The organism is Stakelama portus (assembly GCF_003171655.1).
Lineage (GTDB): Bacteria > Pseudomonadota > Alphaproteobacteria > Sphingomonadales > Sphingomonadaceae > Sphingomonas > Sphingomonas portus.
In genome coordinates, this window is record NZ_QFZL01000001.1 from 546,608 (window position 1) to 560,043 (window position 13,436).

Consider the following 13,436-nt stretch of genomic DNA (forward strand, 5'->3'; position numbering starts at 1 on the left):
TATGGCGGAACAGGCACCCAAGGGCTTTCGCAGCCGTGTCGCCCAGCAAATGGGCCGCACCGGCCGCTCGCCTGCGGGCATGTGGTTCTGGGAAATCGATCGCGTGCTGCTGCTGCTGGCGCTGTCGCTGATGGCGATCGGCCTGATCGCGGTTGCGGCGGCTTCGCCTGCCACGGCGCATCGCTATTCGGGCGGATCGGTGACGATTCCGCCGATGTATTATTTCTGGCGACAGGTGGCCTGGGTGGCGGTGTCGGTGCCGGTGATGCTGATCGTTTCGATGCTGCCGATCCGCTTTGCGCGGCGCTGCTCGCTGATCGGCGCCGCGATCTTCTTCGTGCTGCTCGCCGCGACGCCGTTTCTGGGTGCGGAAGTCAATGGCGCGAAACGGTGGATCGATCTTGGCGTGTCCGAGCTTCAGCCGTCCGAATTTCTGAAACCGCTGTTCATTGTCGCGATTGCTTGGCTGTTGTCGTTCCGGGCAAAGGATCCGCAGCTTCCCGTGCTGTTCATCACCGGCGCTCTAACCGCGTGTATCGCCGCGCTGTTGATGATGCAGCCCGATTTCGGCCAGACGATCGTGTTCGTCCTGGTCTGGCTGGTGCTGCTGTTGCTTTCGGGGGTTTCGGCCACTGCGATCGCAGGGCTGATGGCCAGCGGGGTCGGCTGCGTCGTCGCCGCCTATCTGTTTTACGATACTGCCCGGATCCGCATCGACAGCTTCCTTTTTCCCGACAAGGAAAAGGCGCTGGCCGAACATTATCAGACCGATATGGCGCATGCGACGCTGACGGCGGGCGGGGCGACGGGCACCGGGCCGGGCGGCGGGACGTTCAAATTCCGTCTCCCAGAGGCACATAATGATTATATTTTCTCGGTCGTAGGCGAGGAATTCGGGCTTATCACCTGTGGGGTGATTGCGATTCTCTATCTCGCCATCGTCGTGCGGGTGGTGATGAAACTCATTGACGAGGAAGACGCTTTTCGCCTTCTCGCCGCTGCCGGCCTTGCCGCGCAGTTCGGCGTGCAGGCGCTGATCAACATGGCGGTGAACACGGGGCTTGCGCCGTCCAAGGGCATGACGCTGCCGTTCATCAGCTATGGCGGCTCTTCCATGATCGCGCTGTCGGTCGGGTTCGGACTGCTGCTCGCATTCACGCGCAGGAACCCGTATCTGACGCGCTCACCCTATACCGTGCGCGGGAGCGGTTCATGACACGATCGAAGAATTACGTCCTCGCCGCCGGTGGTACCGGTGGGCATATGGTACCCGCGGCGGCGCTGGCGGCCGAACTGATCGAGCGCGGCCATCGCGTCGCGTTGGTCAGCGACGATCGCGGCGTGCGCTTTCCCGGACTGTTCGAGGATATCGAAACCCATGTGCTTCCGGCCGGGCGGCTGGGCGGCGGTCCGCTCGGGTGGCTGCGTGCGGCGCGCGAAGTGATGGCGGGGCGCAGGATGGCGCTGCGCTTCTTCCGCGAATATCGCCCGGCGGCCGTGATCGGTTTCGGCGGTTATCCGGCAATGCCGTCGCTGATGGCGGCGTTCCGCGCGGGCATTCCCACCGTGATTCACGAACAAAATGCAGTGCTGGGCCGCGTCAACCGCCATGTCGCGAACAAGGTCGATGCGATCGCCACGGCATATGCAAATGTCGAACGGCTTCAGGACAAGTGGAAGGCCAAGACCACGTTGGTCGGCAATCCGGTCCGCGAAGCGGTGCTCGCGCTGCGCCAGCGGCCCTATCCGATGCTGGAGGAAGACGGGATTTTCCGCGTGCTGGTAACCGGCGGCAGCCAGGGCGCGTCGATCCTCAGCCAGGTCGTGCCCGATGGCCTCGCGCTGCTTCCCCCTCATTTCCGCCGCCGCATGCAGGTTACGCATCAGGCGCGGCCGGAGGATATCGATCGCGTCCGCCAGAAATATTCCGAACACGGCATTCCCGCCGAAATCGCGACCTATCTGGCCGACATGCCCGAACAACTCGCCTGGGCGCATATTGTCATCGCGCGCGCGGGCGCTTCGACCATTGCCGAACTGACGGCAGCGGGCCGTCCGGCGATTCTGGTTCCCTATCCCAGCGCCGCCGACGATCACCAGACCGCCAATGCGCGCGAAATGAGCGAAGCGGGCGGCGCGCGGACGATCAAGCAGACCGGCTTCACGCCCACCGAACTCGCCAAGCAGATTCAGCGGCTCGGCCTCGATACCGAAGGGCTGGAGGCCGCTGCCGCGCGCGCCAAGAGCTGTGGCCGGCCCAACGCCGCGCGCGATCTCGCCAATCTGGTCGAAAGCGTCGATGCGCCGTGGGAATCCGCAGGGCTGGGCCTTGCCAAACAGGCCGTGGAGGGCAGCGCGGCATGAAGGGTGTTGCCACTGACATCGGCACGATTCACTTCGTGGGCATCGGCGGCATCGGCATGTCGGGCATTGCCGAAGTGATGCACAATCTGGGCTATCAGGTTCAGGGGTCGGACATCGCCGAAGGCTATGTCGTTCAGGGCCTGCAAAAGCGTGGCATTCCCGTGCTGATCGGGCACAAGGCCGAAAATCTGGGCGATGCTGCGGTGGTCGTGGTTTCCACGGCGATCCAGCGCGGCAATCCGGAAGTCGAGGCGGCGCTCGAACGCCGCATCCCGGTGGTGCGCCGTGCCGAAATGCTCGCCGAGCTGATGCGCCTCAAATCCACGGTCGCGGTGGCGGGTACGCATGGCAAGACGACGACGACGTCGATGATCGCGGCGTTGCTCGATGTCGGCGGAGTAGATCCCACCGTCATCAATGGCGGCATCATCAACAGCTATGGTTCGAACGCCCGGCTCGGCGCCTCGGACTGGATGGTGATCGAAGCCGATGAGAGCGACGGCAGCTTCCTGCGGCTCGACGGGACGATCGCGGTCGTCACCAATATCGATCCCGAACATCTCGATCATTATGGCAGTTTCGACCGGGTGAAGGACGCCTTCATCGAATTCGTCGAAAATGTGCCTTTCTATGGCGCGGCCTTGCTCTGCCTCGACCATCCCGAGGTGCAGAACATCATCCCGCGCGTGCGCGACCGGCGGATCGTCACTTATGGTTTCGCCGCCAGCGCCGATATTCGCGGCATCAACGTGACGCCGCATACCGGCGGCAATCGTTTCGACGCGGTGATCCGCGCGCGCGACGGCGCCACCCGGACGCTCGAAGGGATCGAATTGCCGATGCCCGGCCGCCACAATGTCCAGAACGCGCTCGCCGCGATCGGTGTGGCGCTGGAACTGGGTATCGAGGATAAGACGATCATCACCGGCTTTGCGAAGTTCGGCGGGGTCAAGCGGCGCTTCACCACGGTCGGCGAAGTCGCTTGCGAAGGCGGCAAGGCGATCGTCATCGACGATTACGGCCATCACCCGGTGGAAATCCGCGCCGTCCTGTCCGCCGCGCGCGAAAGTGCGCAGGGCCGCGTCATCGCCGTGATGCAGCCGCATCGTTATTCGCGGCTCGGCAATCTGATGGATGAGTTTTCCCAGGCGTTCAACGATGCCGATATGGTGTTCGTGACGCCCGTCTATCCGGCGGGCGAAGCCCCGATCGAAGGCGTCGATGCGCGCGCGCTGGCGGACAAGGTGAAGGAACGGGGGCATCGTTCGGCAGCGACCGTGGACGATGCTGCGGCGCTGGCGCAGACATTGGCCGGAACGATCCGGGGTGGCGATCTGATCGTGTGCCTGGGCGCCGGCGACATTACCCGCTGGGCAGCCAATCTTGCCCCGGCGATTACCGAGGCAGTTGCGGGAGCGGACGCATGACGGACTGGTTTGCCAAGGCCACCGAGATGCAGCGCGAACTCTATCGCGCGCAGCAATCGCATATGGAAACCGTCGAACGGATGATGCGCGCGCAACAGGCGCAGTTCGAAGACGCGCAGAAGATGTTCGATCCGGGCAAGCAGATGGAAGAGATGCGCAAGGCAGGCGAAGCCGCTGCCGAAGCCAATCTCGACGCGTGGAAGGCATGGGCAAAATTCTGGGGGTGGGAGTGAGCGAACACGACACTGCCACAGCGCTGGAGACGATTGCCGAGCTGCCCGAAGTGACGGGCAAGGTCGAACATCATGGCAGCCTGGCCGACTTCATCTGGTTTCGTACCGGCGGCCCGGCCGAATGGCTGGTGCGGCCCGACAGCGTCGATGCGCTTTCCGAATTTCTGAAGGCGCTGCCGCGCGATGTGCCGGTGCTGCCCGTCGGCGTCGGATCGAACCTGATCGTCCGCGACGGCGGCGTGCCGGGCGTGGTCATTCGCCTGCCCAAGGCGATGGCCAAGCTGCAGGTCGAACCGGGCAACCGCATTCGCGTCGGCGCCGCGGCGATGGGCATCACCGTCGCCAGCGCGGCGCGCGATGCGGGGATTGCGGGGCTTGAATTTCTGCGCGGCATTCCCGGCACGGTTGGTGGGGCGGTGCGGATGAACGCAGGCGCCTATGGCCGCGAAACCGCCGATATCCTGATCGAAGCGATGGTGGTCGAGCGCGACGGCACGATCCGCACCTGGTCGCGCGAACAGCTTGGCTTCACCTATCGCCATTCGGCGCTGCCCGACGGTGCAGTGGTGATCGGCGCGCTGTTCGAAGGGACAGCGGGCGATCGGGCAGAAATCGGCGCGGAAATGGACCGCATCGCCGCCGAGCGCGAAGCCAGCCAGCCGCTGCGCAGCCGCACCGGCGGTTCGACGTTCAAGAACCCGCCGGGCGAAAAGGCGTGGCAGCTGGTCGATGCCGCCGGATGTCGCGGCCTGCGCATCGGCGATGCGCAGGTTTCGGAAAAGCACACCAATTTCCTGCTCAATCTCGACAAGGCGACCAGCGCCGATATCGAAGCGCTCGGCGAAGAGGTTCGCACCCGGGTAAAGGCGAATTCGGGGATCGAGCTGGAATGGGAAATTCAGCGCGTGGGGGTCAGCAAGTGATCTGGCGCAAATCCCTCAATCGTGCCGAACGCAAGATCGTCGATACTGTCGCGCGCACCGGATGCCATATCAATGTCGTCTGGGATCCTGACAGCGATGGTTCGGCATGGGCATATTCGGTCGGCTTTCCCGAAACCGTCGATCAGCCCGAAGTGATCGTGATCGGTCTGGACGGCCAGTTGATGGGGGCCATGATCAACGACACGATGCAGCTGTGCAAGAACGGCTTAACCCTCTCTGATGGTGTGGAAATCGACAGCCTTTTGCAGGACCATGTTGTCGTCGTTCGTTCGGTTCCGACTGAGAATATCGTCCCTGACTATCTCAATTCCGCGATCTGGTATGAAAAGCGGCGCACGGGCCAGGCGCTGAGCCGCGTTGTTCAGTTGGTCTGGCCGGATCTGAACGGGCGGTATCCCTGGGATGCCGATTGCGACGCCGCTGTGATGAAAGCACAGCCCGCCCTCTACGAACGGAGTTTGAATTCGTGACTCCCCTTCACATTGCAGTGCTGATGGGCGGGTGGTCCGCCGAGCGCGACGTGTCACTGATGTCGGGCAAGGGCATCGCCGAGGCGCTGGAATCGCTCGGGCATCGCGTCACGCGCATCGACATGGGCCGTGACGTCGCGGCAAAGCTGGCCGAGGCGAAACCCGATGTCGTGTTCAATGCGCTCCACGGTACGCCGGGCGAAGACGGCACGGTGCAGGGCATGCTCGACCTGATGGGGCTGCGCTATACGCATAGCGGCCTCGTCACGTCGGTGATCGCGATCGACAAGCAGCTCACCAAACAGGCGCTGGTGCCGCATGGCATACCGATGCCCGGCGGGCGCATCGTCCGGACCGAAGGGCTGTACGAAGCCGATCCGCTGCCGCGCCCCTATGTGCTCAAACCGGTCAATGAAGGGTCGTCGGTCGGGGTCGCGATCGTCACCGACGAAGCCAATTACGGCAATCCGATCAGCCGCGATGCAAAGGGTCCGTGGCAGGAATTCGACGAACTGCTCGCCGAGCCGTTCATTCGCGGCCGCGAACTGACCACGGCAGTGCTCGGCGACAAGGCGCTGGGCGTCACCGAACTGAAGCCCAAGGCGGGCTTTTACGACTATGACGCCAAATATACCGATGGCCTGACCGAACATGTCTGCCCCGCGCAGATTCCCGATGAAATCACGCAGGCATGCATGGCGATCGCTGTCGAGGCGCATCGCCTGCTGGGCTGCAAGGGCGCCTCGCGCACCGATTTCCGCTGGGACGACAATCAGGGCGTCGCGGGGCTGTTCGTGCTCGAAGTGAACACCCAGCCGGGGATGACGCCGCTCAGCCTCGTCCCCGAACAGGCAAAGCATATCGGCATGACCTATCCGCAGCTGGTGCAGGCGATTGTCGAGGAAGCGATGAAGGAGGATGCCAGGGGGTGAGCAAGCGCCCGACCACGCGCAAATCTCCCGCCCGGCGGCCGCAGACCAGGAAGCGGCCGACGCAGAAGGGCCGCGTGCGCAAGAAACAGCCCGGTTTCCTCGAGCGCAGCATTGCGTCGCTGCCGATCAGCGAAGCGACGTTGCGGCGGATCATGACATGGGCAATCGTGCTGTTCGTCGGGGCAGTGGCGCTGGCGATCGGTGCATGGTTCGGCGTGCCGCAAAAGGCCGGCGTCGCCGTTGCCGAAGGCGTCGGTCGCGCGGGCTTTCGCGTCCAGCAGATCGAAATCACCGGGCTCAAGCGGATGGACCGCATGTCGGTCTATGCCCAGGCGCTCGACCAGCAATCGCGGGCGATGCCGCTGGTCGATCTCGATGTCGTGCGCCAGCGGCTGACTGCCTATAGCTGGATCGCCGATGCCAGTGTTTCGCGGCGTCTGCCCGACACGCTCGCGATCCACATTACCGAGCGTGAGCCCGCCGCAGTATGGCAGAATAATCGCCAGCTGATGCTGGTCGACCCGTCGGGCGAACTGCTTGAGCCGGTGGCGCGCGAAAAAATGCCCGATCTGCCGCTGCTGATCGGCGAAGGCGCCAATAGCGAGGAAATGGCGCGACGCCGGCTGATGGAAGCGGCGCCCGCGCTCAATCCGATGGTGCGCGCGTGGAGCTGGATCGGCAATCGCCGCTGGGATCTGCTGTTCGACAGCGGCGAACGGCTGCAGCTTCCCGAAGGCGAAGCCGCAGCCGCGACTGCGCTGGCGAAATTCGCGCGACTGGATGCGACACAAAGATTGCTGGGCAAGGGCTATGTCGGGTTCGACATGCGCGACCCGGAAAAACTGGTGATCCGGCGGCAGGGGGGCGCGGAGGAATCGCGCGCGACAGGGCTTGCCACGCGGAGCGATATTTGATTCACCATCGCAAAGGCTCCGTGGTTTACCGGGTCTTTGCAGCGTTGGTTAACTGCATCATGGGGTTGATCGGGCCGTGGCGGCGCGATCGGTTGGAGTACAGGGAAATGGCGAAGGCGGCACCCGAAGGCTTGATTACCGCGCTCGACGTGGGTTCGTCGAAAGTCTGTGCGCTGATCGCGCAGCGCGGCGATGGCGGCGAACTGATCGTGCTCGGCACCGGACAGCGCGAAAGCAAGGGCGTGAAGCGCGGCTATGTCGCCGACATGCAATCGACCGAACTGGCGATCCGCGAGGCAGTGGAACAGGCCGAGCGCATCGCCGGGACCAATATCGAGGATGTGTGGGTCAGCTTTTCCGCAGGCGGACTGATCTCGGACATCGTCAAGCTCGAAGTCGATCTGGGCGGGCATCGCGTCGAACAGGGCGATATCGACGCGCTGCTGCGCGCCGGCCGCGACGCGATCGACCCGATGGGCCGCATGGTGCTCCATGCCCAGCCGACGCGCTATACGCTCGACGGGCTTGCCGGCGTGAAGCGCCCGCTCGGCCTCCATGCCGACCGGCTCGGCGTCGATGTGCATATCGTCGCTACCGAAGGGTCGCCGGTCCGCAATCTCGACATGTGCGTCCGCTCCGCGCATCTCGAAGTCAAATCGATCATCGCCGCGCCGGTCGCGACCGGGCTTGCCTGCCTGTCGGAGGAGGAGCGCGAACTGGGCGTCGCATTGGTCGAGATCGGCGCTGCCGTCACCAATGTTTCGGTATTCGAAGGCGGGGTACTCGCGGGGCTCGCGTCGATCCCGATGGGGTCGGCGGACATTACCGACGATGTCGCTTCGGCGTTCGGCACGCGTCGCACCTGGGCCGAGCGCACCAAATGCTTCCACGGTTCGGCAAATATGACGCCGCGCGACAATCACGACATGATCGATGTCGTGCCTGTCAATGCCGAGGACGGGGCCGAGGGCAATCGCATCACCAAGGCTCAGCTGATCGCGGTTATCCGCCAGCGGCTCGACCGGCTGATGCAGGAAATCCAGAAGGAGCTGGTCAAGCTCAAATTCGAAGATCCGGTCGGTCGCCAGATCGTGCTCACCGGCGGCGGTGCGGAGCTGAAGGGGATCGCCGATTATGCGCAGACGGCGCTGGGATGCGCGGTGCGCGTCGGTCGTCCGCGCGGGCTGACGGCGCTGCCCGACGCGCATTCGGGTCCGGCCTTTGCCACGATGGCGGGTCTGGCCCGGTTCGCGGCGAGCGATCCGGTCGATCTGCGCGCGCTGGAATCGCCGCATCAGCTGGTGACCCGGACCAGCCCGATGGCCATGTTTCACCGCCTTATGGCGGCGTTTCGGGCGAATTATTAAAGAAATGCGACGATTGTCCGTCTTTGCACTAGAGTCGCTCCGAAGGTTCGTGCAAAACAGCCGGTAATTTTACGCGCTCCGGCGTTCCGGGAGCGCGAGGGGAGAACAAGGCGATGAGTATCGATTTCCTTCCGCCCGATGTGGACGAGCTGACACCGAAGATCACGGTGATCGGCGTCGGCGGTGCCGGCGGCAACGCGATCGCGAACATGATCCGTGCCGATGTGCAGGGCGTGGAGTTCCTGGTGGCGAACACCGACGCACAGGCGCTCAAGCTTTCCGAAGCGGGGCATCGCATCCAGCTGGGTGCGAAGATCACCCAGGGTCTGGGTGCCGGTTCGCGGCCCGAAATCGGCCGCGCGGCCGCCGAGGAAACGATCGAACAGGTGCAGAAGGCACTGGATGGATCGCACATGGTGTTCCTCGCCGCCGGCATGGGCGGCGGCACGGGAACCGGCGCGGCCCCCGTGATTGCCAAGGCGGCCCGCGATATGGGCATCCTGACCGTCGGCGTCGTCACCAAGCCGTTCGCATTCGAAGGCAAGCGTCGCGCCCAATCGGCCGAGCGCGGGATCGAAGAGCTGCAGCAATATGTCGATACGCTGATCGTCATCCCCAACCAGAATCTGTTCCTGATCGCCAATGCGAACACGACCTTCAAGGAAGCGTTCGAAATGGCGGACGAGGTGCTGCAACAGGGCGTTCGCGGCATCACCGATCTGATGGTCATGCCGGGCCTCATCAACCTCGACTTTGCCGATGTCCGTTCGGTGATGCAGGAAATGGGCAAGGCGATGATGGGCACCGGCGAAGCCGAAGGCGACACCCGCGCCATCGACGCCGCGCAAAAGGCAATTGCCAACCCCCTGCTCGACGGCGTCAGCATGAACGGTGCCAAGGGCGTGATCGTGTCGATCACCGGTGGCGAGGACATGCGCCTGCTGGAAGTCGACGAAGCCGCGAACCATATCCGCGAGCTGGTCGATCCCGACGCCAACATCATCTGGGGTTCGGCGTTCAATCCCGAGCTGGAAGGCCGGATTCGCGTGTCGGTGGTCGCCACCGGTATCGAAGCCGATGCCGAAGCGCAGCCTGCCGCGCCGGCAGCCGCGACCGAACAGCCGCGCGTCTTCTCGTTCAACACGCCGCGTCGCCCCGCCGCCGCGCCGGGATTTACCAGCGCGCCGGCCGCCGATGAAACGGCTGCTCCGGTGCCCGAGGAATATGCGCCCGAGGCCGAAGCCGCTGCCGAACCGGCGCCCGAACCCGAAGCACCGGTCGAAACCAGCGTGGCGACCGAAAGCGACGAGCTGGTGCTCGGCAGCGATGCCGAAGTGCCGGAATCCGCTGCTTCCGAACCGGCTCCTGTGGTCGTGCCCGAGCCCGAAGCTCCGGTGACGCCCGCCGCACCCGAATTCGGAAGCCGCCGCCGCTGGCTGACGTCCGAAGACGATGAAGCGCAGCCCGAAGCCGAGGCTCCGGCGCCCAAGCCCGCACGCAAGTCGGGTGGCACCCTGTTCGAACGGATGGCCTCGGCGTCGCGCGGATCGCGCGGTGATGAGGATGAGGACAAGGACCCGCTCGACATTCCGCGCTTCCTGCACCGCCAGAATAATCAGTAAGCCGCTTGTCGCCCATCGGCCCCGGTTGACCGTGACCGGGCCGATGGTTCATTGCCCGTTATGCCAAAGCGCGGTGTAACGCCGCTTTCGCATGCGTGACCGGTGTCACCCATGCGATTGCCACGACGCGGTGGACGGAAACCGGTTCCGTCCGGAAAGGATTCATGACTCCCTGGCTGCCGTTTCGGACCATGGCCGTTTCGTTCGCGCTTGCCGCGACGGCGAACGCGCTGCCGGCCATGGCGCAACAGGTTCCCGGGGAAGTCGTCGCGCCGCCCAGTCCGCTGGCGGACGAACTGGGCGACCAGATCCGCATCCTCACCAATGAACCGCGCAATGTCGAAGCGCTGATCCGCGCCGGCAAGCTCAGCGTCCGGCTCGACGATCCGGTCGCTGCGCTGGCCTTTTTCTCGCGCGCGGACGAAGAGGCGCCCGATGACCCGCGTGTTGCGGCGGGCCGGGGGGCGGCCTTGGTCCTGCTCGGCCGTCCGGGCGAAGCGCTCGGCCTTTTCGCCAGGGCGGAACAGGGCGGCCTCGCGCTTTCGGACTATGCCGCCGATCGCGGCTTTGCCTATGATCTTCTCGGTGCGCCCGAACTTGCCCAGCGCGATTATCGCGTGGCGATGTCGGGCCCCCATGACGATGAAACAACGCGCCGCTACGCCCTGTCGCTCGGCATCACGGGCAAGGTCGAAGCGGCGATGGCGCAGCTCGAACCGTTGTTGCGCACCTCCGATCGTGCGGCATGGCGCGCGCGGGCATTCATCCTGGCGATGAACGGCGATGTTCCCGGTGCCGAACGGATCGCCGAGAATATGATGCCCAACAATATGGGCGGCGCGCTTGCCCCCTATTTCCGGCGGTTGCAGACGATGTCCGCCGTCGATCGCGCCTTCGCAGTGCATTTCGGCCAGCTTTCGCCGACGCCCGAACGCATTGCCGATGCCGAGCTGGCGCCGCCGCTGCCCCGCACGACCGAAGTTGCCGCGCCGGTACAAACCGCGCAGGTTCCGCCGCCGGCACCGCCCCGAACCGATCGCCGGACGCGGCGCGAGGAAGAGCGCCGTCGCACGGCACAGGAAGCTGCTGCGCGGCGTCAGGCCGAGGATGCGGCGCAGCGGGAGGCCGCGCAAACCGCGCAGCGCGAGCGCGAGGCTGCTGAGGCCGCCCAGCGCGAGCGCGACGCTGCTGAGGCCGCCCAGCGCGAACGTGCCGCTGCCGAAGCCGCGCAACGCGAACGTGCCGCCGCCGAAACCGCGCAACGCGAACGCGAGGCCGCGCAAGCCGCCCAGCGCGAGCGCGAAGCCGCAGAAACTGCGCAACGTGAGCGCGACGCTGCCGAAGCTGCGCAACGCGCGCGGGACGCTGCCGCCGCAACGCCGGCGCCGGTCCCGCAACCGCGCGAGCAAGCGGCATCGGTCGACACGGTTGCGCAGCCGCCGGCCGATACGCCGCCTGCATCGGTGCCGATCGTCGCCAGCCAGCGGGTCGAAAGCCCCGCGCTCGACGCCATTGTCGGCAGCATCACAATCCCTGCGTCCGAGCTCGGTGTCGCGCCGATGCCCGGCCAGACCCCGGCAAGCGCCACTGCCGAACCCGATCCCGCGCCTGCGCAAAATGTGGCGCCCGCACCGGCGGCAACGAACCGAACCACGCCGCGCTCCGACCCGGCCGCCGCCGAACCGGCGCGCCATTGGGTGCAGGTCGCGGGCGGATCGGACGCGTCGGCGCTGCCCTTTACCTGGCGCCGCCTGGCGGAACAGGCACCCGATCTGTTCAAGGGCAAACAGGCGTGGACGACGCCGCTGCGCTTTACCAACCGGTTGCTCACCGGGCCGTTCGACAGCAGCAGCGCGGCGCAGGAATTCGTCAACGCGCTCGCTGCCGAGGGTATCGACGCCTTTGCCTGGACCAGCGAGGCGGGGCAGCAAATCCGTCGGCTCGAGGTGCGATGAGCGTGCGTGCGCCCTGGGCGTGCGAACCCGATCACAGCCGCGGCCGCCTGTATGAAGAACAGAAGGGGCCCGAGCGTGGTCCGCGCGATGCGTTTCAGCGCGATCGCGATCGCATCATCCATTCGATCAGCTTCCGGCGCCTGCGGCACAAGACGCAGGTGTTCCTGGCACCCGACGGCGATCATTTCCGCGTCCGCCTGACGCATAGTCTCGAAGTCGCGCAGATCGGGCGAACCGTGGCGCGTGTGCTGGGCCTGAACGAAGATCTGACCGAGGCTTTGTGCCTGGCGCATGACATCGGCCATCCGCCGTTCGGCCATGCCGGCGAAAAGGCGCTCGACGAAGCCTTGGCGGGGCGGGGCGGGTTCGATCACAACGGCAATACGCTGCGCGCGCTGATGGTGATCGACAGCCCCTATCCGCGCTGGGACGGGCTCAACCTCACCTGGGAAACGCTTGAGGGGCTGGCCAAGCATAACGGGCCGGTCGGCGATCCGGGCTGGGCGCTGGCCGCCGCCGATACTGCGTTCCCGCTCGAGCTGCGGCAGTTTTCGTCGCTGGAGGCACAGGTCGCGGCGATCGCCGACGATATCGCTTATGACAATCACGACATTGACGACGGGATCCGCGCCGGGCTGCTGACGCTCGAACAATTGCTCGATCAGCCGATGGTCGCCGATGGCTGGCGGCGCGTGGAAAGCAATTTCCCCGGCGTATCGCGCAAGCGGCTGATCGGCGAACTCACCCGGTCGCAGATCGGGGCGATGGTCAATGATCTGATCGATCAGACGCGCAGGAACATCGCCGAGGCCGGAATAGAAACCGCGGCGGATGTCCGCGCGGCGGGGGTTCAGCTCGCGCAATTCTCGCCCGCGATGCAGGAATCCGAACGCCGCCTGAAACGCTTCATGTACGCCAATCTCTATCACCACCCGCATCAGCTGGAGGCGGCGGATCTGGCGCATGGCGTGGTCGCGGGTCTGTTCGCGGCCTATGCCGCCGATCCCGCGCTGATGCCCGACAAATGGAGTGAGACGATCCCGGCGGACGAGCCCTGGCGCAGCCGCCATATCGCCGATTTCATTGCGGGGATGACCGATCGCTATGCGATTGCCCGTTATCGCGAATGCGTCGGCCCGATCGACCTGCCCGACGGGTTCTGATCCGACGGGACAGGGCGGAGCGCCGCTTCGGCCACTCCGCCCTGC

12 protein-coding genes are annotated in these 13,436 nt (G+C 65.4%); all 12 read left to right on the forward strand.

Annotated elements, in window-relative coordinates; translation table 11 throughout:
• The first annotated feature begins 1 nt into the window (after position 1).
• The 12 genes from DKB74_RS02470 to DKB74_RS02525 all read left to right on the forward strand — a co-directional run bounded on the left by DKB74_RS02470 (position 2) and on the right by DKB74_RS02525 (position 13,391).
• The gene (locus tag DKB74_RS02470) at positions 2-1,216 is read left to right on the forward strand and encodes an FtsW/RodA/SpoVE family cell cycle protein (RefSeq protein WP_239987388.1); all 1,215 of its coding nucleotides are present in this window, start codon (positions 2-4) and stop codon (positions 1,214-1,216) included.
• The gene (gene murG / locus DKB74_RS02475; RefSeq protein WP_109806505.1) at positions 1,213-2,364 is read left to right on the forward strand and encodes an undecaprenyldiphospho-muramoylpentapeptide beta-N-acetylglucosaminyltransferase; all 1,152 of its coding nucleotides are present in this window, start codon (positions 1,213-1,215) and stop codon (positions 2,362-2,364) included. Before DKB74_RS02470 ends, murG begins: the two co-directional genes overlap by 4 nt.
• Positions 2,361-3,791 carry a UDP-N-acetylmuramate--L-alanine ligase gene (gene murC / locus DKB74_RS02480; RefSeq protein WP_109806506.1) on the forward strand — a complete coding sequence of 477 codons (1,431 nt, stop codon included), beginning with the start codon at positions 2,361-2,363 and terminating at the stop codon, positions 3,789-3,791. The genes murG and murC overlap by 4 nt, the downstream gene beginning before the upstream one ends.
• The gene (locus DKB74_RS02485) at positions 3,788-4,024 is read left to right on the forward strand and encodes a hypothetical protein (protein ID WP_109806507.1); all 237 of its coding nucleotides are present in this window, start codon (positions 3,788-3,790) and stop codon (positions 4,022-4,024) included. Before murC ends, DKB74_RS02485 begins: the two co-directional genes overlap by 4 nt.
• The gene (murB, locus tag DKB74_RS02490) at positions 4,021-4,947 is read left to right on the forward strand and encodes a UDP-N-acetylmuramate dehydrogenase (RefSeq protein WP_420822392.1); all 927 of its coding nucleotides are present in this window, start codon (positions 4,021-4,023) and stop codon (positions 4,945-4,947) included. Before DKB74_RS02485 ends, murB begins: the two co-directional genes overlap by 4 nt.
• Positions 4,944-5,438 carry a DUF4262 domain-containing protein gene (locus tag DKB74_RS02495; protein ID WP_161956776.1) on the forward strand — a complete coding sequence of 165 codons (495 nt, stop codon included), beginning with the start codon at positions 4,944-4,946 and terminating at the stop codon, positions 5,436-5,438. The genes murB and DKB74_RS02495 overlap by 4 nt, the downstream gene beginning before the upstream one ends.
• On the forward strand, positions 5,435-6,370 hold the full coding sequence (locus tag DKB74_RS02500; RefSeq protein ID WP_275658156.1) for a D-alanine--D-alanine ligase: 936 nt from the start codon (positions 5,435-5,437) through the stop codon (positions 6,368-6,370). The genes DKB74_RS02495 and DKB74_RS02500 overlap by 4 nt, the downstream gene beginning before the upstream one ends.
• Positions 6,367-7,284, forward strand: a complete 918-nt coding sequence (locus DKB74_RS02505) for a cell division protein FtsQ/DivIB (RefSeq protein WP_239987345.1) — start codon at positions 6,367-6,369, stop codon at positions 7,282-7,284. Before DKB74_RS02500 ends, DKB74_RS02505 begins: the two co-directional genes overlap by 4 nt.
• Before the next feature lie 107 nt (positions 7,285-7,391).
• Positions 7,392-8,651, forward strand: coding sequence for a cell division protein FtsA (ftsA, locus tag DKB74_RS02510; RefSeq protein WP_109806511.1), 1,260 nt, complete (start codon positions 7,392-7,394; stop codon positions 8,649-8,651).
• A 113-nt stretch (positions 8,652-8,764) separates the two neighbouring features.
• Entirely contained in the window at positions 8,765-10,273 is a 1,509-nt protein-coding gene (gene ftsZ / locus DKB74_RS02515) for a cell division protein FtsZ (RefSeq protein WP_109806512.1), read from the forward strand.
• 164 nt (positions 10,274-10,437) lie between these two features.
• A complete protein-coding gene (locus tag DKB74_RS02520; RefSeq protein WP_145960885.1) occupies positions 10,438-12,228 on the forward strand; it encodes a tetratricopeptide repeat protein in 1,791 nt (596 codons plus the stop codon).
• Positions 12,225-13,391: a deoxyguanosinetriphosphate triphosphohydrolase gene (locus DKB74_RS02525; RefSeq protein WP_109806514.1), complete on the forward strand. Its 1,167-nt coding sequence runs from the start codon at positions 12,225-12,227 to the stop codon at positions 13,389-13,391. Before DKB74_RS02520 ends, DKB74_RS02525 begins: the two co-directional genes overlap by 4 nt.
• The last annotated feature ends 45 nt before the right edge of the window (positions 13,392-13,436 follow it).

What these genes read in the sequence shown, in the direction of transcription:
- DKB74_RS02470 (WP_239987388.1), top strand. Translation starts at nt 2, where the DNA reads ATGGCGGAACAGGCACCCAAGGGCTTTCGCAGCCGTGTCGCCCAGCAA.
- murG (WP_109806505.1), top strand. Translation starts at nt 1,213, where the DNA reads ATGACACGATCGAAGAATTACGTCCTCGCCGCCGGTGGTACCGGTGGG.
- murC (WP_109806506.1), top strand. Translation starts at nt 2,361, where the DNA reads ATGAAGGGTGTTGCCACTGACATCGGCACGATTCACTTCGTGGGCATC.
- DKB74_RS02485 (WP_109806507.1), top strand. Translation starts at nt 3,788, where the DNA reads ATGACGGACTGGTTTGCCAAGGCCACCGAGATGCAGCGCGAACTCTAT.
- ftsA (WP_109806511.1), top strand. Translation starts at nt 7,392, where the DNA reads ATGGCGAAGGCGGCACCCGAAGGCTTGATTACCGCGCTCGACGTGGGT.
- ftsZ (WP_109806512.1), top strand. Translation starts at nt 8,765, where the DNA reads ATGAGTATCGATTTCCTTCCGCCCGATGTGGACGAGCTGACACCGAAG.
- DKB74_RS02520 (WP_145960885.1), top strand. Translation starts at nt 10,438, where the DNA reads ATGACTCCCTGGCTGCCGTTTCGGACCATGGCCGTTTCGTTCGCGCTT.
- DKB74_RS02525 (WP_109806514.1), top strand. Translation starts at nt 12,225, where the DNA reads ATGAGCGTGCGTGCGCCCTGGGCGTGCGAACCCGATCACAGCCGCGGC.